Genomic DNA, 26140 nt, shown 5'->3' with positions numbered 1-26140 from the left:
CCCGATTTCAGGAGATCAGGCTCTGCGGCCGCATGTCGGTCCAGTTGGCGTTCACGTAGTCCAGGCAGTCCTGCCGCCCGGCCGGGCCGTGGACGGTCCGCCAGCCGGCCGGCACCTCGGCGAACTCCGGCCACAGGCTGTGCTGGTTCTCGTCGTTCACCAGCACGAGAAACGTGCCGTCGGCGTTGTCGAACGGGTTGGTGCTCATCGCGTACTCCTCGTCGGGATGTGGGTTGTCAGGGCTTGCAGGGCGTCGAACCAGGCCGCGGCCAGGTCCTGGACGGACTTCTCGTCGAGCACGGCGTCGGGCCAGGCCCAGGTGGCGACCAGCTGTGGGCCGCCCGACCGGTCCTCGGTCTGGGCGTTGACCACCAGCTCGTACGTCTCGGGCATGGCGTCGTCGGCGCCGTTCTCGGCCGCCTCCGCCTCCGGCGCGTACTCCCAGTCCGCGGCGTCCGGGAAGTCGAACCGGCCCATGTAGTTGAACTGGATCGGCGGGTGCGGCCGCGCGGCCAGCGCCGGTCCGGTGCGGGGGTTGAGGTAGCGCAGCAGGCCGTAACCCATGCCGTTGTCGGGCAGCGCGGCCAGATGGTCGCGCACCCGGATCACCGCCTCGGCCACGGCCGCCTCCCCGGCCAGGTCGATTCCGGCCGTGTCCAGGCAGACCGGGAAGATGGTGGTGAACCAGCCGACCGTGCCGGACAGGTCGGCCCCGGGGACCAGGTGCTCCTCGCGGCCGTGGCCCTCCAGCGCGACCAGGACGGCGTCGCCCTCGCGCCAGCGGGCGACGGCGACGCCGAGCGCGCCGAGCAGCACGTCGTTGATGCTCGCGGCGAGCGCCGCCGGCACCCGGGTGAGCAGCGCCTCGGTGACGTCGGCCGGCAGCGTGAGCGTGAGGTCCCGGAGCGTGCCGGCCACGTCGACCTTCGGGTCCAGCGGGCGGCGGACCGGTAGCGGATCGCCCTTGCCGACCAGCTCGGTCCACATCGGAAGCTCGGCCTCCCGCTGCGGCGAGAGCGCCTGCGCGGTCAGCCCGGTGGCCCATCGCCGGAACGAGGTGCCGGTGGCCGCGGTGACCGGGGCGCGGCCGGCGACCGCGTCCCGCCAGGCCGCGCCGATCTCGGGCAGCAGCACCCGCCACGACACCCCGTCGACGACCAGGTGGTGGACGAGCAGCAACAGGCGGCCCGGCCGTTCGGGGCCGGCGTCCAGCCAGGCGGCCCGGATCATCACGCCGTGGTCCGGGTCGAGCGCCGCCTGGGCGATCCGCGCCTGCTCGGCCACCGCATCCCAGAGCCCGCGCTCGTCGAGCCCCTCGACGTCGACGCGGACGGTGAAGCCGGCGGCCTTTGTGGAGAAGGGCGGCGGCACAGTCAGAGACCAGTCGCCGCCGCGGTCCAGTCGCGCCCGCAGCAGGTCGTGCCGGTCGACGACCGCCTGCAGCGCGGCCAGCAGCGGCTCCCAGCCGAGATCGGCCGGCACCTGCACCACCGCGGACTGGTTGAAACCGTCGATCGGCCCGTCGACCTCGCTGAGCCAGCGCATCACCGGCGTGAGCGGGAACGCGCCGACGCCGTCGGCTTCCGGCGAACCGGCCGGGTCGAGCGCGGTGGCGACCAGCGCGAGCCCGGCCACCGTGCGCTCGGCGAACACCTGGCGCGGGGTGATCCGCAGGCCGGCCGCGCGGGCCCGGCCGACCAGCTGCATGGCCACGATGCTGTCGCCGCCGAGCGCGAAGAAGTCGGCCTCGACGTCGACCGTGTCGAGGCCGAGCGCGGCCGCCACGACCTCGCTCAGCGCGCGTTCGCGGTCGTTCGCGGGCTCCCGGCCCTTGTTCTCTCCGCCGAGGTCAGGGGCGGGCAGGGCGGCCTTGTCGAGCTTGCCGTTGGCGAGCGTGGGCAGCCGGTCGAGCCGGATCAGCGCGGCCGGGACCATGTAGTCGGGCAGTTCGGCGGCCACCGCGGCGCGAAGCGCGGCCGTGTCCAGGGTTTCCGCGCCGACCACGTAGCCGGCGAGCCGGCGGACGCCGGGACGGTCCTCTCGGGCGATCACGACCGCCTCGGTGACGCCGGGCTGCGCGGCGAGCACGGTCTCGATCTCGCCCAGTTCGATCCGGAAGCCGCGGATCTTGACCTGCTCGTCGACCCGGCCGAGGTATTCGACCCGGCCGTCGTCGGTCCAGCGGACCAGGTCGCCGGTGCGGTACATGCGGTCGCCGGGACGGCCGTACGGGTCGGCGACGAACCGCTCGGCGGTCGGCCCGGGCCGGCCCAGATAGCCGCGGGCCAGCCCGGCCCCGGCCACGTAGAGCTCGCCGGCGATCCCGGCCGGCGCGTGCCGCAGGGCGTGGTCCAGGACGTAGGCGCGGGCGCCGCCGACGGCCCGGCCGATGACCGGCGTCGGGGTGTCGGCGACCCGGGCCGACAACGCGTCCACTGTGGCCTCGGTCGGCCCGTACAGGTTGAACGCCTCGGTGTCCGGCAGCGACCCGAGCCGCTCCCAGAACGCCGGGGCGATCGCTTCGCCGCCGACCCCGACCACGGCGAGCGGGCACTTCCCGTCCCGGATCAGCCCGGCGTCGGCGACCTGGGCGAGGTGCGACGGGGTCAGCTCGATGAAGTCGATGCCCTCGTCGCGGATCAGCGTGGCCATCTGTTCGGGGTCGCGCTGGATCTGTTCGGTGACGATGTGCAGGGCGTGGCCGTCGAGCAGCCACAGCTGCGGCTGCCAGGAGGCGTCGAACGCGAACGACCAGGCGTGCCCGACCCGCAGGTGCCGCCGCCCGGTGGCCGCGCGCGCGGGCCGGTGCAGCTGGGCGTTGTGGCTGCGGAACAGGTTGACCAGGTTCCGGTGGGTGACCACGACGCCCTTGGGCCGTCCGGTCGAGCCGGAGGTGTAGATGACATAGGCCGGATGGCGCGGGTCGACCCGGCGACCCAGATTCGATGCGTCGTGCTCGCTCTCGTTGACCAGCACCCGCGGGAGGCCGGTCGCGATCTCCACGCCCTCGGCCGTGATGAGCAGCTTCGGCTTCGCGTCGCCGAGCGTCGCGGCGATCCGCGCGGCCGGGTAGGCCGGGTCCAGCGGCAGGTACGCGGCGCCCGACTTGAGCACGCCGAGGATCGCGGTAATCGCGTCGGCGGTGCGCGGCAGGGCGATCGCCACGATGTCCTCGGGGCCCGCCCCGCGTGCGGCCAGTAGCCGGGCGAGGCGGTTGGCCCGCGCGTTCAGCTCGGCGAACGTCCACCGTGTCTCTCCGCAGACGACCGCGACGGCGTCCGGTGACTCGGCGGCCTGCCGCTCGAACAGGTCGGTGACGGTCGGATCGTCGGCGGGGGTCATCGGGCCCGGGTTCCAGCCCTCCCGGTCCTCTCCGGACGCCAGGTCGAGGCGGCCCACCGGGCGCGACGGGTCGACCGTGAACGCGGTCAGCACCGCGGCGACCGCGGCGACGACCCGCCCGGCGACTACGCCGGTGAACAGGTCGGGCCGGTACTCCAGGCCGATCCGCAGGCGCTCGCCGGGATCGGCGACCACGGTGAGCGGATAGTGGGTGGCATCCCGGCCGCCCGCGTCGGCCGCGGCAAGCAGCGACTCCGGGTCGTCGCCGCGGTCCGGGTAGTTCTCGACGATCAGCAGCGTGTCGAACAACTCGCCGGCGCCGGCCAGCCGCTGGATGTCGGCGAGCCCGAGGTACTGATGGTCGAGCAGCGCCGACTGCTCGTCCTGCACCCGGGCGAGCAGGGCCCGGACGGGCTCGGCCGGATCGATCCGGACGCGGACCGGCACGGTGTTGATGAACAGGCCGATCATCGACTCGACGCCGGGCAGCTGAGCCGGGCGGCCGGAGACGGTGGCCCCGAACACCACGTCGTCCCGGCCGGTGAGCCGGCCCAGCACGATGCTCCACGCCGCCTGCACCAGCGTGTTCAGCGTCAGGCCACGGCTGCGGGCGAGCGCCACGAGCGAGTCGGTGACGTGCCGGGGCAGTTCACGGTCGATCAGCTCGGGGACGGCCGGTTCGCGCTGCGGGTCGGCCGGGGCGAGGCGGGTGGCGTCCTCGATGCCGGCGAGCGCGGTCCGCCAGGCGTCCTCGGCGGCGGCGCGGTCCTGCCCGGCGAGCCAGGCGAGGAAGTCCCGGTACGGGGTGGCCTCGACCGGCTGCCCCGCGTAGAGGGCGGCGAGTTGCTCGATCAGCGGCCCGCGGGACCATCCGTCGAGCAGCATGTGCTGGTGCGTGAGGACCAGCCGGAAACCGCCCGCGACCCGGACCAGCATCATCCGCAGCAGCGGCGCGGTGGCCGGGTCGAAACGGCGGCCCTCCTCGGCGAGACAGCGCTCCCAGGCCTCGTCCTCCGCGCCCAGGTCGACGACGGCCCAGGGCAGGCCGACGTGCCGGGAGACCACCGCGACCGGGCGGCCGGAGCCGAGCTGGTGGAACGAGGCGCGCAGGTTCGCGTGCCGATCGAGGAGGGCCTGCCCGGCGGCGCGCAGGCGCGTGGGGTCGACCGAGGCGGGCAGGTCGAAGACCATCTGCACGGTGTAGAGGTCGAGGCCGCCCTCGTCGAACGCGGCGTGGAACAGCAGCCCGGCCTGCAGCGGCGAGAGCGGCAGCACCTCGGCCACGTCCAGGCCCAGCCCGGCGATCTCCGCCGTCTCCGCGTCGGTCAGCTCGACCAGCGCGCCCTCGCCGCCGGCCGCGGTGAACGCGGATCCGGCCGCTGTGGCCAGCGCGGCCGGGGTGCGCAGCTGGAACACCTGCCGCAGGGTCAGTGACAGGCCGGCCGCGCGGGCCCGGCCGACCAGCTGGATCGAGACGATGCTGTCCCCGCCCAGGCCGAAGAAGTCGTCCTCGGCGCCGACCGTCGGCACCCCGAGGACCTCGGCGAACAGGTCGCAGAGCAGTTGCTCGCGCGGCGTGCGTGGGGCCGTGCCGGTGCTCGCGGCGGCGAAGTCGGGGGCGGGCAGCGCGGCCCGGTCAAGTTTGCCGTTGACGCTCACCGGCAGCGCGTCCAGCTCGACGAACGCGGACGGCACCATGTGGTCGGGCAGCTTCTTACGAAGCGCGTCGGCGTCGGCGGGGCCCACGACGTACGCGACCAGGCGGCCGTCGCGGATCACCACCGCGCAGGGCCGGCCGATCGCGGCCTCGATCTCGCCGAGCTCGACCCGCTGCCCGCGGATCTTGACCTGGCCGTCGCCGCGACCGAGGAATTCGAGGACGCCCTCGGCGATCCAGCGGACCCGGTCGCCGGTGCGGTACATGCGCTCGCCCGGCCCGCCGTAGGGGTCGGCGACGAACCGGCCCGCGGTCAGGCCGGGCTGCCCGCGATAGCCGCGAGCGAGCTGGACCCCGGCCAGATACAGCTCGCCGAGTACGCCGAGGGGCACCGGGCGCAGCGCGTCGTCTAGCACGCTCACCCGGGTGTTCCAGACCGGGCCGCCGATCGGCACGCCGGTCGTGCCGGTCTCCCTCGCGGCGGGCCAGAAAGTGACGTCCACCGAGGCTTCGGTCGGGCCGTAGAGGTTGTGCAGCCCGGCGTCCGGGAGCACCTCGGCGAAGCGGTCGGCAAGCGCGGCCGGCAGGGCCTCGCCGCTGCAGACGACCCGGCGCAGGCTCGGGCAGCCCTCGGCCGAGGGCAGGAACGCCGCGAGCATCGACGGGACGAAGTGGACGGTGGTGACGGCCTCTCGCCGGATCAGATCGGCGAGGTAGGAGGGGTCGCGATGACCGTCCGGCCTGGCGACGACCAGGGTGGCGCCGGCGATCAGCGGCCAGAAGAACTCCCATACCGACACGTCGAACCCGGCCGGGGTCTTCTGCAGCACCCGGTCCTCGCCGCTGAGCGCGTACTCGTGCTGCATCCAGAGAAGCCGGTTGACGATGCCGGCGTGCTCGACGGCGACACCCTTTGGCGCGCCCGTCGAGCCGGAGGTGTAGATGACGTACGCCGGGTGCCGCGGCCCGGGCGCGACCGGCGTGATCGCCGGGTCGTCGAGCGGCTCGTCCAGCCGGATCGCCTCGCCCGGCAGCCGGACGGCCGTCGAGGAGAGCGCGAGCACCGCGACCGGCCGCGCGTCGGCCAGCATCCCGGCCAGGCGGGCGTCCGGGTGGTCGAGGTCCAGCGGCAGGTAGGCGGCGCCGGCCCGGACCACGGCGTGGATCGCGACCACGAGCTCGACCGAGCGCGGAAGGGCGAGCGCCACCACGGTTTCCGGCCCGGCGCCCGCCGCGGCCAGCACCCGGGCGAGCCGGTCGATCCGGGCGTCCAGCTCGCGGTAGGTCAGCCTCTCCCCGGCCGGGCCGACCAGGGCCAGGGCGTCCGGAGTGGCCTCGACCTGGGCGGAGACGAGAGCGGGCAGGGTCGTCGGCGGCAGCTCACGGAGTTCGCCGGTGCCCCCGGGCGGCGGCGTGTCGAGCAGCCCGATCCGGCCGACCGGCGCGTCCAGCCCGGCGGCGAGCCCGTCGACCAGCGCGACGAGGCCGTCGGCGAGGCGGGCGGCGAGGGCGGGATCGACCACGTCCGGCCGGAACTCGATCGCGAGCCGTAGCGTCTCCCCGGGCTCGGCGATCAGGGTGAGCGGATAGTGGGTGGCGTCGTGCCCCTCGGTCCCGGTGACCGGCAGCCCGCCGGCCTCCGCGCCGTCGTCGGGATAGTTCTCGAACACCACCAGGGTGTCGAACAGCTCGCCCCGCCCCGCGATCCGCTGGATGTCGGTGAGGCTGAGGTACTGGTGCTCCATCAGCGCGGACTGCTCGTCCTGCAGCCGGTCCAGCAGCGTGTGCGCGGGCTCGGCCGGGTCGATCCGCACCCGTACGGGCACGGTGTTGATGAACAGGCCGACCATCGACTCGACGCCGGGAAGCTGCGGCGGGCGGCCCGAGACGGTCGCGCCGAAAACGATGTCGTCGCGGCCGGTCAGCCGGGCCAGTAGCAGCGCCCAGGCGGCCTGGACGACGGTGTTGAGGGTGAGCCCGCGGGCCCGGCCGATCGCGGTGAGCGCGGCGGTCCGGTCGGCCGCGAGCTCGACCTCGACTGCCGAAGGGGTGAGCGCCTCGCGCTGCCCGCCGGACGCGACCCGGGTCGGCTCGGCCAGTCCGGCCAGCGCGGCGGTCCAGGCCCGTTCGGCGGCCGACCGGTCCTGCCCGGCCAGCCAGGCGAGGTAGTCGCGGAACGGGCGGCCGGTCGATGTCGCCGACGGATCCCGGTAGAGCGCGGACAGCTCGGCCATCAGCGGCCCGCGGGACCAGCCGTCGAGCAGCAGGTGGTGGTGGGTGAGCACGAGTCGGTGGGTGTCCGGCCCGGTGTGCACGAGCGCGAACCGGATCAGCGGGCCCGCCGCCGGGTCGAACCGGTGGGCCCGCTGGTCGAGAACCCGCTGCCAGGCCTGCTCGTCCGGGGCGTCGGCCTCGGTCCAGGCCACAGTGGACGTGGCCGGGACGACGCTGACCGTGGTGCCCGAGGTGAGGTGGTGGAACGAGGCGCGCAGGTTGCCGTGCCGGTCGAGCAGCGCCTCGGCGGCGGCGCGCAGCCGGTCGGCGTCCACCGGACCGGTCAGGTCGAACACCATCCGGACCGTGTAGACGTCCGGGCCGGCCTCGTCGAGCAGGGTGTGGAAGAGCAGGCCGGTCTGCAGCGGCGCGAGCGGCAGCACCTCGCGGACGTCGAAACCGAGCCCGGCGATCTCGCGCCGGTCGGCCTCGGAGAGCGTGACCAGCGACAGGTTCGCCGGCACGGCGTCGGCGCCGGTGACCGTGCCCGCCACCGCGACCAGCCGGGCCGGGGTGCGGTTCTGGAAGACCTGGCGGGGCGAGAGCACCAGACCGGCGGTGCGGGCCCGGCCGACCAGTTGCATCGACATGATGCTGTCGCCGCCGAGCGCGAAGAAGTCGTCGTCGATGCCGATTTTCTCGACCCCGAGGACCTCGGTGAAGACGTCGCAGAGCAGCTTCTCGCGGGGCGTGCGCGGGGCGCGTCCGGTGCGGCCGGCGGTGAAGTCGGGTGCGGGCAGCGCGGCCCGGTCGAGCTTGCCGTTGACGTTGACCGGGAGCTTCTCGAGGGGCACGAACGCGGCCGGGACCATGTGGTCGGGCAGGACCGTGCTCACATCCGTACGAAGTCGGGCCGGGTCGGCGCCCCCCACGACGTACGCGATGATGCGTTTGGTGCCGGCGTCGGTGCGCAGCACCACGGCCGCCTGCCCGACGCCCGGCTGGCGGGCGACGACGGCCTCGATCTCGCCGAGCTCGACCCGAAAGCCGCGGATCTTCACCTGGTGGTCGGCCCGGCCGGCGAACTCGATCGCGCCCCGATCGGTCCAGCGCACCAGATCGCCGGTGCGGTACATCCGGGAACCGTTGCCGGCGAACGGATCCGGCAGGAAACGCTCGGCGGTCAGGGCGGGCCGGTTCAGGTAGCCGCGGGCGAGGCCGAGGCCGCCGAGGTAGAGCTCGCCGACAATGCCGGGCGGCACCGGGTTGAGGCCGCCGTCGAGCACGTAGGCGAGCTGTCCGGGGTCCGGCACGCCGATCGGCACGGTTCCGCCCGCGACCGGCGCGACCTCCCACAGCGTGGCGTTGACGCTGGTCTCGGTCGGCCCGTACGCGTTGAACATGTGCCGGCCGGGCGCGAACCGCTCGGCCAGGCGGGCCGGGACCTCCTCGGTGCCGACCAGCAGGTGCACGCCGAGCGGAAGCCGGACGCCGGCCGGCAGCGCGCCGAGCACCGACGGCGGTAGCGCCAGGTGAGTGACCTCGTGCTTGACGATGTAGTCGACCAGTGGCGCGCCCGGCGACCGCAGCTCGGTCGGCACGACGACCAGGGTGCCGCCGGAGAGCAGCGCCCAGCACATCTCCCAGTAGGCGAGGTCGAAGCTGGGCGACGCGAGCTGCAGGGCCCGGCTGTGTTCGGTGACGCCGATCCGCCGGGTCTGGGTGGCGAGCAGCTTGGCCACGCCCTCGTGGGCGACGACGACGCCCTTGGGCCGGCCGGTGGAACCCGAGGTGTAGATGACGTACGCGGCATCCAGCGGCCCGGGCTCGCGCGGCTCGGCATGCGGTCCGTCGCCGGCCAGGTCGGCCGCGGTGACGGTGCACAGTGGACGGGCGTCGTCCAGCATGTACCGCAGGCGCTCCGGCGGGTAGTCGAGATCGAGCGCGAGGTACGCGGCTCCGGAGCGGAGCACGCCGACCAGCGCGGTGATCAGGTCGGCCGAGCGGGGGAGCGCGACCGCGACGACCTCGCCGGGACCCGCACCCCGGGCCGCGAGGGAGCGGGCGAGGCGGTCCGAGCGGGCGTCGAGTTCCGCGTACGTGACCTGTTCGTCCTCGCAGACGATCGCGACGTGCTCGGGGTACGCGGCGGCCATCTCGGCGAACCGGCGCGGGAAGGTGGTGAGCTCGATGCCGTCGGTGCGGCCGGCCCAGTCGTCGAGAAGCCGGGAACGCTCGGCCGGTTCGAGCATGTCGATGCGACCGACCGGGCGGGACGGGTCGTCGGCGATCGCGGTCAGGATGCGGACCAGCCGGTCCAGCAGGTTCTGGGCGGCAGCGGCGCCGACGCGGTGCCTGATCGCCAGGTGGATGCGCTCGCCCGGCTCGGCGGTCAGCACTACCGGGTAGTGGGTGGCGTCCTCGTCGTACGCCTCGGTGATCCGCAGTCCGGGCACCGGCTCGGCGGGCCCGCCGGGGTAGCTCTCGAAGACGGTCAGCGTGTCGAACAGTTCGCCGTGCCCGGCCAGGCGCTGAATCTCGCCGGGGCCGAGATACTGGTGCTCGATCAGCGCGGCCTGCTCGTCCTGCAGCCGGATCAGCAGGTCGCGGGCGGGTTCGGCCGGGTCGATCCGCACCCGCACCGGGACGGTGTTGATGAACAGGCCGATCATCGACTCGACCCCGGGCAGCTGCGGCGGCCGGCCGGAGACGGTCGCGCCGAAGACCACGTCGTCACGGCCGGTGGTACGGGCCAGCAGCAGTCCCCAGGCGGCCTGGACGAGCGTGTTGAGGGTGAAGCCGTGGGTGCGGGCCAGGGCGGTGAGGCGGGCGCTCAGCGGTTCCGGGAGTGCGGTCTCGACCGAGTCCGGGATCGACGGCTCGGTGGGGGCGCCGATCCGGGTCGGCTCGTCCAGACCGGAGAGTGCCTCGCGCCAGGCGGTGACGGCGGCCGGCTTGTCCCAGCGGCTGAGCCAGGCCAGGTAGTTCTTGTACGGGGTGACCGGCGGCAGTTCCCGCCCGGCGTAAAGGTCGAACAGCTCGCGGACCAGCAGCGGCGACGACCAGCCGTCGAGCAGGATGTGGTGGTGGCTGATGACGAGCCGGTGGACGTCCTCGGCGAGCCGGGTCAGCGTCATTCGCAGCAGCGGCGGCCGGGCCATGTCGAAACGCGGAGTCTCCTCGACTTCCGGCTCGGTCGCGCGGTACTCCCACGGCAGCCGCACGCGGGTGGGGATCGCCGCGACCGTCGTGCCCTTGGCCGTGCGGCGGAAACCGGCCCGCAGGTTCGGGTGCCGGTCGAGCAGCGCCTGCCCCGCCGCCCGCAGCCGTTCGACGTCGAGGTCGCCGGTGAGGTCGAGGGCGGTCGACACCGTGTAGACGTCCGGCCGGTCGGCGTCGTACAGGGCGTGGAACAGCAGGCCCTCCTGCAGCGGCGACAGCGGCAGCACGTCCTGGAGCCCGATCTTGTTCGTCACTGCGTCTCCCACTCGGACTCGAAGCCGGCGAAGTCGGCCTCGAGGCTGTCGATGTCGTCCTGGCTGAGGTCGACCAGATCCAGGTCGGACGGGGTGTGGCCGCCGTCCGAGCCGGTGGCCAGCGCGCGCAGCGCCGCCCGGAACCGGTCGGCCAGCTCGTGCACCCGCTCGGCGGCGAGCAGGCCGCGCGGCCAGGTGAAGGTGGCGGCGAGGCGGGGCCCGCCGGGCTGGTCCTCGGTGATGGCGTTGATCTCGAGGGGGTAGTCGGCGGGCATGCCCTCGTCGGCGCCGCCGCCCCAGCCCTCGCCGGCCGGCTCCCACGGCCCCTCACCCGCGTCCCCGGCGGTGAACCGGCCGAGGTAGTTGAACCCGATCAGCGGCTGCGGCTTGCCGGCCAGCGGGGCCGCGGGATGCGACCAGCGCAGCAGGCCGTAGCCGACGCCGTGGTCCGGCACCGCGCGCAGGCGCTCCTTGACGACCTTCAGCGCGTCGCCGGGGTTCTCCGCGCCGAGGTCGAGCCGCACCGGGTATTCGGTGGTGAACCAGCCGACCGTCCGGGACAGGTCGGCGCCGGGCACGAGCTGCTCCTCCCGCCCGTGCCCCTCCAGCATGACCAGCCAGCCCGAGCTGCCCGCCCAGTCGCGCAGGGCGAGCGCCAGCCCGGTCAGCAGCACGTCCTCGACCGTGGCGTGGAAGCCGGCCGGCACGCTCGTCAGCAGCGGCTCGGTCTCGTCCGGCGGCAGCGTAACGGTGTGCTCGTCGCAGGTGCCGACGGTGTCCCGGGCCGGATCCAGTTCGCGGTGGCCGAGCACGGCGCGCGGCCCGTCGAGGACCTCGGCCCAGTACGGCAACTGGCTCTCCGTGCGGGGATCGCGGGCGAGCCGGTCGAGCTCGCGGGCCCATCGCCGGAACGAGGTACCCGGCCGGGGCAGCTCCCGGCCCGGCCAGGCGTCGGCGAGGTCGGGCAGCAGGATCCGCCACGAGACGCCGTCGACGACCAGGTGATGAAGGACGAGCAGGAGGAACGGGCCGGTGAGCACCGCCTGCAGCAGCACGCCCCGGGCCGGGTCGAGCCGGTCGCGGGCCTCGGCGGCGATCCGCGGCAGCGCGGCCGGGTCGCCCGTCTCCACCCGTACCGGATCGATCGGCGCTCCCGGCTCGGGGATCTCGATGCCGTCCGCGGTGATGCGGGCGCGCAGCAGATCGTGCCGGTCGGCGAGCGCCTGCACCACCTCGGTGAGCCGGCCGGCGGTGACCTCGGCGGGGGCGTGCAGCAGCATCGACTGGCTGTAACCCCGGATCGGACCGTCCACATCGAACAACCAGCGCATGACCGGGGTCAGCGGAGCGGTGCCCCACGCGTGGCTCGGCTCTTCCGTCACGGTCGGGGCCTCGACGACGGCGGCCACGGCGAGCGCGGCCGGGGTCTTGTGCCGGAAGACGTCGCGCGGGCTGATCCCGAGACCGGCCGCGCGGGCCCGGCTGACCAGTTGGATCGAGACGATGCTGTCGCCGCCGAGCGCGAAGAAGTCGTCGTCGGCGCCGACCGCGGGCAGGCCGAGCACGTCGGCGAACAGGTCGCACAGCTGCTGCTCGCGGTCGTTGCGGGCGGCGGTGCCGCGGCTGAGCGCGCCGAAGTCGGGTGCGGGCAGCGCGGCCACGTCGAGCTTCCCGGCGACCGTGCGGGGCAGCGCGTCGACCTCGACGAATGCGGCCGGGATCAGGTGGTCGGGCAGCTTTCTTCGGAGTCCGGGAAGGTCGGCCGGCCCGACTGTGTATGCGATGAGCCGCCCGTCGCGGACCACGACCGCGCACGGTCGGTCGATGGCGGCCTCGATTTCGCCCAACTCGATGCGGAAGCCGCGCACCTTGACCTGGCCGTCGGCGCGGCCGGCGAACTCCAGCGCGCCGTCGTGGTTCCAGCGGGCCAGGTCGCCGGTGCGGTACATCCGGCCCTCGTGGAAGGGGTCGGCGACGAACCGTTCCGCGGTCAGGCCCGGGCGGTGGAGGTAGCCGTGAGCGAGGCCGGGGCCGGCCACGTACAGCTCGCCGAGGACGCCCGGCGGGACCGGCTGCAGGGCGGCGTCCAGCAGGTAGGTCCGGACATTGTCGAGCCGGTAGGGCGTTCGGGCCGGGCCGGACCAGCCGTAGGCGTCGACGGAGGCCTCGGTGGGCCCGTAGAGGTCGTGACAGTCGAGGCCGTCGACCGCGCAGATCTGGTGCCACAGCTGGGGATCGATGGCCTCGCCGCCGACCAGCAGCATGCTCAGTCCGGCGTCGAGCACCCCGGCCGGGATGAGCTCGCGCAGGTAGGTCGGGGTCACGTCGAGCACGTCGACCCGGTGTTCGCGCACATAGCCGACGAGTGCGGCGTCGTCGCGGTATTCGTCGTCGTCCAGGACGTGCAGGGCATGTCCGTCGAGCAGCCAGATCAGCGGCTCCCAGGATCCGTCGAAGGTGAACGAGGCGACGTGCGCGACCCGGCGTTTCGGGCCGGGCATGAGCCGGGCGCGGTGGGAGGCGAAGAGGTTGACGATGCCGCGGTGGGGGACGACGACGCCCTTGGGCCTGCCGGTCGAGCCGGAGGTGTAGATGACGTACGCCGGGTCGTCGCCGCGGACCGCCGGGCGGACGCCGCGGTTGGGCAAGGCGCCGTCGCCGACCGTGAGGCGGAGGCCGGTCCACGGCAGGTCGATTCCGTTGGTGGCGACCAGCATCGCGGGCGCCGCGTCGTCCAGCATTGCGGTGATCCGGGCGGCGGGCTGGGCGGCGTCCAGCGGCAGGTAGGCCGCACCCGACTTGAGGACCCCCAGGATGGCGGGCACGGTGAGCGGGCGGGCGGTGGCCAGAGCCACCAGGTCACCCCGGCCGACCCCCGCCGCGGCCAGCGCACCGGCCAGCCCCGACGACCAGTCGTCGAGCTCGTCGAAGGTCCAGGTGCGGCCGCCGGAGACCAGTGCGACGGCGTGCGGCGTGGCGGCGGCTTGCGCCTCGATCAGGTCCACGATGGACCCGGCCGGAGCCTCGCCGTGCCGGGCGGGCAGCAGGCGAGCCAGTTCCGTCGGCGTCAGGACGTCGATTCGGCTCACGACCGCGGCGGGATCGGCGGCGACCGTGGCGAGGACCCGCTGCAGGCGATCGACCAGGGTGCGGGCCGAGGCGGGATCGTAGCGGTCGGTGGCGAACTCGAGGATGCCCTCGATGCCGCCGGCCGCGTCGGCGAAGTCGAAGGAGAGGTCGAACATCGCCGCGCGGTGGCCGACCGGTTCCGGACGTCCGTCGAGGTCGCCGAGGCGCCACACGTCGCCGCTGCCGGGCTGGTAGGAGACCATCGTCTGGAAAAGCGGGTGCCGGCCGAGGGACCGGATCGGGTTGAGTGCCTCGACGAGGTGTTCGAACGGTACGTCCTGACGATCAAAGGCGGCAAGATCGGTTTCCCGTACGCGGGAGAGCAGCTCCCGGAACGAAGGGTCGCCGCTGGTGTCCGTGCGGAGGACCAGGGTGTTGACGAAGAAGCCGACCAGATCGTCCAGCGCCGGGTCCGGGCGGCCGGCCACGGGTGAGCCGAGGGGGATGTCGGTGCCGGCGCCGAGGCGGGTGAGCAGCACCGCGACCGCGGCCTGGACGACCATGAACATGCTCGTGCCGGTGTTCCGGGCGAGGGCGCGCAGCCGCGTGGTCACCTCGCTGGGCACGGCGAACTCGACGATTCCGCCGTGGTAGCTCGCCTCGGCCGGGCGAGGCCGGTCGGCGGGCAGGTCCAGTTCCTCGGGGAGCCCGGCGAGCGCCTCCTGCCAGCCCGCGACGTCGAGCGCCTGATCCCGTTGCCAGAGCGCGAAATCCGCGTACTGCACCGGAAGCGGCGAGAACGACGGCGCGCGACCGGCGCGCCGGGCCTCGTACGCGATGCTCAGATCCCGCCGCAGCGGCTCCTCCGACCACTCGTCGCCGGCGATGTGGTGCAGCAGCACGAGCATCACGTGCTCGTCCGGCCCGGCCGGGAAGATGTCCACGCGCAGTGGCGCTTCCCAGTCGAGCTCGAACGCGTGCGAGGCCGCGCCGTCCAGGTCGCCGCGGGAGTGGAAGATGACCGGCACCTCCCCGGCGTCGAGGACGTGTTGATACGGCGTGCCGTCGACCTCGGGGAAGACGGTCCGCAGCGTCTCGTGCCGCTCGGCGACGTCCCGGACCGCGGCGGTCAACGCCTCCCGGTCGAGCGGTCCGCACAGGCGCCACGCCATCGGGATGTTGTAGGTCGGGCTCGGCCCTTCGAGCCGGTAGAGGAACCACAACCGTTGCTGCGCAAAGGAGAGCGGCACCCGCGCCGGCCGGGGACGCGCGGTGACCGGCTCCCGGTCTGTCCGGGCGAGGCGGGGCAGCAGCGCGGCGACGGTCGGCGTGTCGAAGACGGCCCGCACCGGCAGGTCGACGCCCATCTCGGCGCGTACCCGCCCGGCGAGGCGCATCACCAGCAGCGAGTGGCCGCCGAGCGCGAAGAAGTCGTCGTCGACGCTCACGGCGGGCAGGCCGAGCACGTCGGCGAACAGGTCGCACAGCTGCCGTTCCCGACGGTTGCGGGCGGCCCGGCCGCGGCTGAGCGACGACAGGTCAGGTGCGGGTAGGGCGGCCACGTCGAGCTTGCCGGCCACCGTGCGGGGCAGTGAGTCGACCTCGACGAACACGGCCGGGACCATGTAGTCGGGCAGCTTTTTCCGGAGTCCGGGGAGGTCGGCCGGGCCGACCGTGTAGGCGATGAGCCGCCCGTCGCGGACCACGACCGCGCATGGCCGGTCGATCGCGGCCTCGATCTCGCCGAGTTCGATGCGGTAGCCGCGCACCTTGACCTGGCCGTCGGCGCGGCCGGCGAAATCCAGCGCGCCGTCGTGGTTCCATCGGGCCAGGTCGCCGGTGCGGTACATCCGGCCCTCGTGGAAGGGGTCGGCGACGAACCGTTCCGCGGTCAGGCCCGGCCGGTTGAGGTAGCCGTGGGCGAGGCCGGGCCCGGCGACGTACAACTCGCCCAGGACACCCGGTGGGACCGGCTGCAACGCCGCGTCGAGCAGATAGGTGCGCACGTTGGCGAGCTGGTACGGATCCCGGGAAGGACCGTGCCATCCGTACGTGTCCACCGAGGCCTCGGTCGGCCCGTAAAGGTCGTGACAGGTCAGGCCGTCGAACGCGCAGATCTGCTGCCACAGCTGCGGATCGATGGCCTCGCCGCCGACCAGCAGCATGCTGAGCCCGGCGTCGAGCACCCCGGCCGGGATCAGCTCGCGCAGGTAAGTCGGGGTGACGTCGATCAGGTCGACCTGCCGCGCGCGCAGCAGCGGCACCAGCACCCGGGCGTCGCGGTACTCGTCGTCGTCGAAGACGTGCAGGGCGTGGCCGTCGAGCAGCCAGATCAGCGGCTCCCAGGATCCGTCGAAGGTGAACGACGCCGTGTGGGCGACCCGGCGTTTCGGGCCGGGCATGAGCCGGTCGCGGTGGGAGGCGAAGAGGTTGACGATGCCACGGTGGGGGACGACGACGCCCTTGGGTTTGCCGGTCGAGCCGGAGGTGTAGATGACGTACGCCGGGTCGTCGCCGCGGACCGCCGGGCGGACGCCCCGGTTCGGCAGAGCGTCGTGGCCGACGACGAGGCGCGGGCCGGTCCACGGCACGTCGATTCCCTCGGTGGCGACCAGCATCGCGGGCGCGGCGTCGTCCAGCATCGAGGCCACGCGGTCGCTCGGCTGGTGGGCGTCGAGCGGCAGATAGGCCGCACCCGACCTGAGGACGCCCAGGATGACGGGCACGGTCAGCGGGCGCACGGTAGCCAGGGCGACCAGGTCACCCCGGCCGACCCCTGCCGCCGCCAACGCACCGGCCAGCCCCGACGACCATTCGTCCAGGTCCGCAAAGGTCCAGCCGCGGCCGCCGGAGACCAGCGCCACGGCATACGGCGTGGCGGCCGCCTGAGCCTCAAAGAGGTCCACGATGGACCCGGGCGGAACCTCGCTTCGGCGGGCCGGCAGCAGGCGAGCCCGTTCCGTCGGCGTCAGCACGTCGATCCGGCTCACGACCGCGGCGGGATCCGCGGCGACCGTGGCAAGGACCCGGTTCAGGCGCTCGGCGAGCACGACGGCCGACGACCGGTCGAAGCGGTCGGTCGCGAACTCGAGTTCTCCGCGCACCCCGTCGCGGGTCGCGAAGAAGTCGAACGACAGGTCGAACATCGCGACCCGCTGCCGCACATGCTCGGTCTCGACCCGCAGCGAGCCGAGATGCCAGGTGCCGGAGTCCTCGCTCAGGTAGGAGACCATCGTCTGGAACAGCGGGTGCCGGCCGAGGGACCGGACCGGGTTGAGCGCCTCCACGAGATGCTCGAACGGCACGTCCTGACGATCAAGAGCGGCAAGATCGGTTTCCCGTACGCGGGAGAGCAGCTCCCGGAACGAAGGGTCGCCGCTGGTGTCGGTGCGCAGGACGAGAGTGTTGACGAAGAAGCCGACCAGATCGTCCACGGCCGGGTCCGGGCGGCCGGCCACGGGTGAGCCGAGCGGGATGTCGGTGCCGGCGCCGAGGCGGGTCAGCAGCACTGCCACCGCGGCCTGTACGACCATGAACATGCTTGTGCCGGTGTCCCGGGCGAGGGCGCGCAGCGGTGTGGTCACCTCGCCGGGCAGGTCGAAGCGGACCACGTCGCCGCGGTAGCTCGACTCGGCCGGGCGGGGCCGGTCGGCCGGGACGTCGATCTCGTCGGGGAGTCCGTTGAGCGCCTCCCGCCAGCCCGCGATGTCCAGCGGCTGATTCCGTTGCCAGAGCGCGAAATCCGCGTACTGCGCGGGGAGGGGCGGGAAGGCCGGTGCCAGGCCGGCGCAGCGTGCGGTGTAGACGGCGACGAGGTCGCGGCGAAGCGGCACGTCCGACCACTCGTCCCCGGCGATGTGATGCACCAGGAGAACGAGGACGTGCTCGTCCGGTGCGACGCGGAACAGGTGGGCGCGCAGCGGTGCCTCTTGGTCGAGCCGGAACCCGTAGGCGCCGATGGTTTCCAGCCGCACGGCCAGCTCACCCTCGGTGACCTGTTCGACCGGCACCGGGACCGGACCAGGAGGCAAAATCCGTTGGTACGGCTCGCCGCCGTCGTCGGCGAACACCGTGCGCAGCGTCTCATGCCGCTCGGCCACGTCGGCGACCGCGGCGATCAGCGCGTCCGCGTCCAGCCGGCCGCGCAGCCGCCACGCGATCGGGATGTTGTACGTCGGGCTCGGTCCTTCGAGCCGGTAGAGGAACCACAGCCGTTGCTGGGCAAAGGAGAGCGGGACCCGATCGGGTCGCGGCTGCGCGGTCAGCGGCGCCCGGGTCGAGCCGGTGAGGCGCGGCAGCAGCGCGGCCACGGTCGGCGCCTCGAACACCGCGCGCACCGGCACGTCGACGCCCATCGCCGCGCGTACCCGCCCGGCCAGGCGCATCACCGACAGCGAGTGGCCGCCGAGCGCGAAGAAGTCGTCGTCGATGCCGACCGAGGGGAGGCCGAGCACCTCGGCGAACAGGTCGCACAGCTGCTGCTCGCGGGTGCTCCGGGCGGTGCGGCCGCCGGTCGGCGCTGAGATGCCGGGGTCGGGCAGAGCGGTCACGTCGAGCTTGCCGGCGACCGTCCGCGGCAGGGCGTCGACCTCGACGAACGCCGACGGAATCAGGTAGCCGGGCAGCTTCTTTTGCAGCCCGGGAAGGTCCGCCGGGCCGACCGTGTAGGCGATGAGCCGCCCATCGCGGACCACCACCGCGCTCTGGCCGCCCAGCGCCGCCTCGATCTCGCCCAGCTCGATCCGGAAGCCGCGCACCTTGACCTGGCGGTCCGCGCGACCGGCGAACTCCAGCACGCCGTCGTCGTTGCGCCGGACCAGATCGCCGGTGCGGTACATCCGGCCGCCATTCGGATCCGCGACGAACCGTTCCGCGGTCAGGCCGGGGCGGTTGAGGTAGCCGTGGGCGAGGCCGGCGCCGGCCACGTACAGCTCGCCGAGAACCCCCGGCGGCACCGGCCTCAGCGCCGCGTCGAGCACGTAGGTCCGCACATTCGCGAGTCGGTAGGGCTCCCGCGCCGGACCGGTCCACCCGTAGGCGTCCACCGAGGCCTCGGTCGGTCCGTACAGGTCGTAGCAGTCCAGGCCGTCGACCGCGGTGATCTGCTGCCACAGCTTAGGATCGGTCGCCTCGCCGCCGACCAGCAGCATGCTCAGGCCGGCGTCGAGCACCCCGGCCGGAATCAACTCGCGCAGGTGGGTCGGCGTGACATCGAGGAAGTTGATCCGCTGCTCGCGAAGGTAGCCGACGGTGGCGGCGGCGTCCCGGTAGACGTCGGCGTCGAGCACGTGCAGGGTGTGCCCGTCGAGCATCCAGATCAGCGGTTCCCAGGATCCGTCGAAGGTGAACGAGGCCACGTGCGCGACCCGCCGCTTCGGACCCGTCATGAACCGCGCGCGATGAGTGGCGAACAGGTTCACGATTCCTCGGTGCGGCACCACGACGCCCTTGGGCCGTCCGGTGGATCCGGAGGTGTAGATGACGTAGGCCGGGTCCTCGGCCGAGACCGGTTCGCCGTCGGCCTCGTCGGCCGCCACCTGCTCGGCGACGTGCAGCCGCGGCCCGTCCCAGGGCAGGGCGACACTCTCCTCGGTGACGACAACCGCGGGCGCGGCATCCTCGAGCATCGCGGCGATGCGCTCACGCGGCTGGTCGAGGTCGAGCGGCAGATAGGCGGCGCCCGCGGTCATCACCCCGAACATTGCCTGCGGGGTGAGCGCCCGGGGCAGCGCGAGCGCGACCCGGTCGCCGCGGCCGACCCCCAGCTCGCACAGCCGGGCGGCCAGCACGCCGGCCCACGCTGAGACCTCGGCGAACGTCCACTCGCGGCCGCCGGCGACGAGGGCCACCGCGTCCGGGGTCCGGTCGGTCTGCGCGGCGAGCAGATCCGGGATCGTGGCGGCGGGCAGCGGCGCGGCGACCACGTCGAGCAGCCGGGCTCGCTCGGCCGGGTCGAGCACCTCGACCGTGGCGAGCCGGGCCGACGGCGCGTCGCACAGCCGGGTCAGCACCACCGTCAGCCGGTCCAGCAGGCGCGCGGCGGCGGCCGGGGTGAACAGGTCGCCGCGGTACTCCAGGTCGAGGTGCATCCGCTCGCCCGGGCGGGCGGTCAGTGTCACCGGATAGTGCGCGCAGTCCCGGATCGAGGCCCCGGTGACCCGGGTTTCGCCGCCGGCCGCCGGCAGCGACGAGCCGAGCGGGTAATTCTCGAAGACGGTCAGCGTGTCGAACAGTTCGCCATGCTCCGCCAACTGCTGGATCTCGGCCAGGCCCAGATGCTGGTGGTCCATCAGGCGGGCCTGTCCGTCCTGCAGGTCGCGCAGCGCGGCGACGGCCGGCGCGGCCGGGTCGAGGCGTACCCGGACCGGGATCGTGTTGAGGAACAGGCCGATCATCGTGTCCGAGCCGGGCAGGTCCGGTGGGCGGCCGGCAACCGTGGCGCCGACCACGACGTCGTCGCGTCCGGTCAGTGCCCCGACGACGATCGCCCAGGCGCCCTGGACGAGCGTGTTGAGCGTGAGCCCCTCGGCGCGGCCGAGCGCGGTCAGCCGGGCGGTGAGCGCGGCCGGCAGGTCGCGCCGCAGCCGGTCGGGCACCACCGCGCGGGCCGGCGGATGCCCGGCGAGCCGGGTCGGCCCATCGAGCCCGGCGAGAGCTGACCGCCAGGCTTCGGCGGCGGCCGTCCGGTCCTGCTCGGCGGTCCAGGCCAGGTAGGTGCGGAAGTCCGCGGGTGGGGGCAGCGCGTCGCCGCGGTACAGCGCGAAGAGCTCGTCCAGCAGCAGCGGCACCGACCAGCCGTCGAGCAGCAAATGGTGGTGGGTGACGACGAGCCGGTGGTCGTCCGGGCCGAGCGAGACCAGTGCCATCCGCAGCAGCGGCGCGGTGGCCGGCTCGAAGCGGGTGGCCAGGTCGTCGTCGAGGAACTTCGGCAACTCCTCGGCGCCGAGCGACATCGTGGTCCACGGCAGGGCGACCTGCCTCGGCACGATCGCGACCGCCTGGCCGTTCCTGCGGCGGCGGAACGCCACCCGCAGGTTGGGCCGGCGGTCGAGCAACGCCTGCCCGGCCGCGCGCATCCGGCCGGCGTCCACCGGGCCGGTCAGTGAGATCGTCAACTGTCCGGTGTAGACGTCCGGGCCGTCGGCGGCGAGCTGGGTGTGGAACAGCAGGCCTTCCTGCAGCGGGGTGAGCGGCAGGATGTCGCTGATGCCGGAGGCGGGCGCGGTCACGGAAGCTCCCATTCGGCCTCGAACTCCTCGATCTCGTCCTGGCCGAGCGTCAGCGTCAGGTCGGAGGGGGTGAGCCCGCCGGCGACCGGTCCCCGCACGTGCTCGACCAGCGCCTCGAGCGCGGCGAACCATCCGTCGGCCAGCTCGGCGACCGCCTCGGCGGACAGCAGGTCCCGCGGGTAGGCCCAGGTCACGCCGAGCTCGGGGCCGTCGGCGGCGTCCTGCACGTACGCGTTGATCTCGAGGATGTAGGGCGCGACCGGCATGCCGAGGTCGAAGCCGCCGGCCAGGATCCCGTGCCCGGCGACCGGCGCCCAGTCCTCGCCCGACCCGGCGGCGAACCGGCCGAGGTAGTTGAAGCTGATCTGCGGGGTGGGCAGCGCGGCCAGGGCGGGGGAGGTCTCCGGGTTGAGGTAGCGCAGCAGGCCGTAGCCGATGCCGTGGTCCGGGATCTCGCGTAGCTGTTCCTTGATGCGCTTGAGCGCGGTGCCCGCGGCCGGGCCGCCGGCGAGCGCGTCGGCGAGGTCGGCGTCGCCCGGGTCGAGCCGGACCGGGAACACGCTGGTGAACCAGCCGAGCGTCGAGGCGAGGTCGGCGCCGGGGACGACCTGTTCCTCGCGGCCGTGCCCCTCCAGCGCGATCAGCACGGACCGTTCGCCGCCGCCGCGCCATTTCGCGACCGCGAGGGCGAGGCCGGTGAGCAGAACGTCGTTGATGCCGGCGTGGAAGGCCGGCGCGACCCGGGCGATGACCGGCTCGGTGCGGCCGGCCGGGAGCCGCACGGTGTGGCGGGCGACCGATGCCAGGTCCTCGACCGGGCGCAGCGGGCGGTGGCTCAGCGCCGGATCCGGGCCGTCGAGGATCCGTTGCCACATCGGCAGTTCCGCGCTTCGCCGAGTGGCCGCATCGCGCAGGCCCAGGGCCCAGCGGCGGAACGAGGTGCCGGTGCACGAGGGGGTGCGCGACTCCCCGAGCGCGGCCAGGTCGTCGGGCAGGATCCGCAGCGAGACCCCGTCGACGATGCTGTGGTGGACGACCAGCAGCAGCTCGCGGCGGGCCGGGAAGAACACCGCCTGGGCCATCACGCCGTGGGCGGGGTCGAGCCGCAGCGCCGCCGCCTGCTCCTCGGCCGCGATCGTCGCGCCCTCGGCGGCCACCCGGAGCCACGGTCCGGTCGAGCCCCGCGGCGCGACCCGCAGCACTCCGGCCTCCCGGTCGAGCGTGGCGCGCAGCAGGTCGTGCCGATCGGTCAGCCCGGCGAGGACCGCGGCCAGGTCGCCGGCGTTGGCGCTCGGGGGAGTGGTGACGACGATCGACTGGCTGAACGCGGTGAGATCGCCGCCGGTCTCGTCCAGCCAGCGCAGGATCGGGGTGAACGGGATCTCGCCGATTCCGTCGTCCGGTGCCTCGGGGCGGGCGGTCTCCTGGTCGGTGACCACCTCGGCGAGGGCGGTGACCGTGCGGGTCTCGAACACCTGGCGGGCGGTGCAGACCAGGCCGGCGGCGCGGGCGCGCAGGACGAGCTGGATCGAGACGATGCTGTCGCCGCCGAGGCCGAAGAAGTCGTCGTCGATGCCGACGCCGGGCACGCCGAGCACGTCCGCGTAGAGCTCGCAGAGGATCTTCTCGCGCCGGGTGCGGGGGGCGGTGCCGGTGGCGAGCACGGCGTAGTCGGGGGCGGGCAGCGCGGCCCGGTCGAGCTTGCCGCTGGTCAGCACCGGCAGCGCATCGAGCAGCACGTACCCGGTAGGGACCAGGTAGGCGGGCAGCCAGGACTCGGCGTGCAGGCGCAGCGCCTTGACGAGCGCGGCCGGGTCGGTGAACGCGGCCGGGGCGTTCGCGAGCGGGTAGTCGCCGGCCGGAGCCTCGCCGAGCGGGAAGACGGCGTAGGTCTGCTCGACTGGTGGTTCTTCCCTCGCCGACGTGAAGAGTATGACGTCATACCGGTAGCGGGTCAGCTCGTTGTCGTGGCGGGACTGCTTCGCGCGTACGTCCGCGAATGAAATCCCGGCAATGCCGAGAGTCGCGAAATAGTCCGGATCCAGCAGGAGCTCGCGTTCGGCCCGCAGGGCCGCCTCGACGTCGCGGCCCGGCCGCACGGCCGCGATCGCCTCGTGCAGCGCCCGATGCAGCCGCAGATTGCGGACGTCGCCCACGAAGATGCGTCCGCCGGGGGCGAGCCGGGTGACCGCCGCGCGCAGGACCGAGGTCAGATAGTCGGCGCTCGGGAAATATTGGACCACCGAGTTGATGACGACCGTGTCGAAGTAACCCTCGGGCACCCCGGTCAGGTCGTGGGCCGGCTGCGCGCGCAGCACCACGCCCGGCATGTCGGCGGTCGGTCCGCGCAGCGTCGCGATGGCCTCCTCGGAGAGGTCGAGGCCCCAGTAGCTCTCCACATCCGGCGCGAGCCGGGACAGCAGCAGTCCACTGCCGACCCCGATCTCCAGAACCCGTTGCGGGGCAAGGGCCTTGATCCTGGCGACGGTCGCGTCCCGCCACTCGCGCATCTGGTCGAGCGGGATCGGCGAACCGTCGAAGCTGGAGTTCCAGCCGGTGAAGTTCTCGTCGAAGGCCTCCACCCGGCCGGCCCGGTAGAGCAGCTCGTGCAGCTCCTTCCACTCGGCGACCTGGGCGTCCGCCCTCTCCCGCGGAGCGGCGGCGCCGTCGGAGGGCACGACGTAGGCGGCGAGCCGGACGTCGCCGGGCCGGTCCTCGCGCGCGATCACCGCGACCTGGCCGACCCCGGGATGGCGGCCGAGCACCGACTCGATCTCGCCGAGCTCGATCCGGTAGCCGCGGACCTTGACCTGATCGTCGACGCGGCCGAGGAAGTCCAGCCGGCCGTCCTCCCGCCACTGGGCGACGTCGCCGGTGCGGTACATCCGGCCGCCGGTCTGGTCGAACGGGTTGGCGACGAACCGCTCGGCGGTCAGGTCGGGCCGGTTCACATAGCAGCGGGCCAGGCCCGGCCCGGCCAGGTACAGCTCGCCGGGGACGCCGGGCGCGACCGGGCGCAGGGCGGGGTCCAGCACGTACGCGTCGGTGGCCGGGTCCGGGCGGCCGATCGGCACCGACGAGCCGACGATCGCGTCCGGGTCGCATTCGCCGAGCGTCGAGTTCACCGTGGCCTCGGTCGGCCCGTACGCGTTGAACATCCGGCGATGGCGCGCCCAGCGGGCGACGAGCTCCGGCGAGACCCGTTCGGTGCCGGCCAGGAGGATGCCCGGCGGCAGCTCGCACTCCGGCGGCAGGGCGGCCAGCAGCGCCGGCGGCAGGATCATGAAGTTCGTCCGGTGCCGCATCGCATACTCGGTCAGCGCGAGCCCGGCCACCCGGCGGTCGGCGGGCACGACGACGATCCGGCCGCCGGAGCCGAGCGACAGCACCAGGTCCCAGAACGCGACGTCGAAGCTGGGCGAGGCGAAGTGCAGCACGCGGACGTCCGGGGTGAGCCCGAACCGCTCGAACTGCGTGGACATCAGCTTCGCGACGCCGGAGTGGGTGAGCAGCACCCCCTTGGGCCGGCCGGTGGAGCCGGAGGTGTAGATGACGTACGCGGCGTGCTCGACCCGCAGCCCGTCGCGTACCGGATCGGTCTCCGGCGCGGCCGACAGCTCGGCGGTCACCGCCGGGTCGTCGAGCAGCAGCCGCGGCAGGCCCTTCGGACTGGGCAGCCGATCGTCGACCTCGGCGGTGGTGACCAGGCAGATCGGCCTCGCGTCGGCGATCAGGTAGCCGAGCCGCCCGGCCGGGTCCGCCGGGTCCAGCGGCAGGTACGCGGCGCCCGCCTTGAGCACGGCCAGCTCCGCCACGATCATCTCGATCGAGCGCGGCACCGCGAGCCCGACCACCCGGTCCGGGCCGGCGCCGTGCGCGATCAGCAGGTGGGCCAGGCGGTTCGCCCGCGTGTCCAGTTCCGCGTAGCTGATCTCGGCGTCCTCGTAGACCACGGCCACCGCGCCCGGATCGCGCCGGACGCTCGCCGCGAACACCTCGGGAAGCGTGGCCGGCGCGACGGTGAGTGGTCCGCCGCGGGACCATCGATTCGCCTCGATCGTGTCGTGCATGCGTCGCTCCTGATGGTCCGGGATGGGGGCGCGTGGCATCCGGGCCCCGCCCTCGTCGGCGCGGCCCCGGTTTCGTTTGGGAGAAGCCGGCCTAGGGGTGGGAGGTCAGGTATCCGCCCATCGAGCGGAAGTACTCGCCGGCGGAGAGTTCCGTGCCGTCGTCGCGGCGGATCCGGTCGATCGCCAGCCCGTGGCTGGTGCCCCGGCGGGCCTCGGCGCCGGCCACGACGACCACGGCGTCGCCCTCGCGGTAGAAGATGCGGCCGGGCGTACCGCCGTAGATGCCGTCGGAGACGTGCGCGGCGACGATCCGCAGCCGCTGTCCGTTGTGGAAGGCGTACGCGTTCGGGTACGGGTCGGACTGCGCGCGGATCAGCCGGTCCAGCTCCTCGGCCGTCCACGCCCAGTCGATCCGGCTGTCCTCCTCCGAGCGCTTGTGGAAGAAGCTCGCCCGCGAGCGGTCCTGCGGGGTCCAGTCGGTGCGGCCGGAGGCGATCAGCGCGAGCCCGTCGACGGCTATCGGGCCGAACAGATCCAGCGTCTTGTGGAAGAGGTCAGTGGTGGTGTCCCGGTCGCCGACCGGGACCGAGCGCTGCAGCACGATGTCGCCGGCGTCGAGGGTGCCGTCCATCATGTGCGCGGTGACCCCGACCTGTTTCTCGCCGTTGATCAGCGCCCAGATCAGCGGGGAGAAGCCGGCGTACTTGGGCAGCAGCGAGTCGTGCACGTTCAGCGTGCCGAGGCGGGGGAGCGAGAAGATCTGGGGCGGGATCCACGTGCGCCAGTTGGTCGCCACGATGATGTCGGGGTCTGCCTCCTTGAGCGGGCCGAGCAGGTCGTCCTCGGGCCGGTCGCGCACCTCCACCGGGACGCCGTGAGCGGCGGCGAGCTCGGCGACCGAGTCGCTCCAGATCCGCTCGTACGCGTGGTCGCTCCTCGGGTGGGTGACCACCAGCGTGACCTCGTGTTCCGAGTCCAGAAGGGCTTGCAGGGTCCGATGACCCCACGTCTGGTACCCGAACATGACTACCCGCACGGTTCCTCCTCGCCCATCCATCCCGGCAAAAGTTAGGTTAGTCTAAC

Annotated in this window: 5 protein-coding genes; all 5 read right to left on the bottom strand. The window is 73.6% G+C overall.

The features are described from left to right. Window positions 1-7 precede the first annotated feature (7 nt). The 5 genes from A3CQ_RS0136925 to A3CQ_RS0136905 all read right to left on the bottom strand — a co-directional run bounded on the left by A3CQ_RS0136925 (window position 8) and on the right by A3CQ_RS0136905 (window position 26093). Window positions 8-208: an MbtH family protein gene (locus tag A3CQ_RS0136925; protein ID WP_020515991.1), complete on the bottom strand. Its 201-nt coding sequence runs from the start codon at window positions 206-208 to the stop codon at window positions 8-10. Continuing rightward, window positions 205-10689: a non-ribosomal peptide synthetase gene (locus A3CQ_RS0136920; RefSeq protein ID WP_020515990.1), complete on the bottom strand. Its 10485-nt coding sequence runs from the start codon at window positions 10687-10689 to the stop codon at window positions 205-207. The genes A3CQ_RS0136925 and A3CQ_RS0136920 overlap by 4 nt, the downstream gene beginning before the upstream one ends. Then, complete coding sequence (locus A3CQ_RS0136915; RefSeq protein WP_020515989.1) at window positions 10686-20987, bottom strand: non-ribosomal peptide synthetase; 10302 nt, start codon at window positions 20985-20987, stop codon at window positions 10686-10688. Before A3CQ_RS0136915 ends, A3CQ_RS0136920 begins: the two co-directional genes overlap by 4 nt. Further along, window positions 20984-25057, bottom strand: a complete 4074-nt coding sequence (locus A3CQ_RS0136910) for a non-ribosomal peptide synthetase (RefSeq protein WP_020515988.1) — start codon at window positions 25055-25057, stop codon at window positions 20984-20986. The genes A3CQ_RS0136915 and A3CQ_RS0136910 overlap by 4 nt, the downstream gene beginning before the upstream one ends. 91 nt (window positions 25058-25148) lie before the next feature. Further along, a complete protein-coding gene (locus A3CQ_RS0136905) occupies window positions 25149-26093 on the bottom strand; it encodes a methionyl-tRNA formyltransferase (protein ID WP_026206625.1) in 945 nt (314 codons plus the stop codon). Window positions 26094-26140 lie beyond the last annotated feature (47 nt).

Source organism: Paractinoplanes globisporus DSM 43857 (genome assembly GCF_000379645.1).
Taxonomy (GTDB): domain Bacteria; phylum Actinomycetota; class Actinomycetes; order Mycobacteriales; family Micromonosporaceae; genus Actinoplanes; species Actinoplanes globisporus.
Note: the sequence above shows the minus strand (reverse complement) of the source record. Positions and strands in the feature narration are given on the sequence as shown.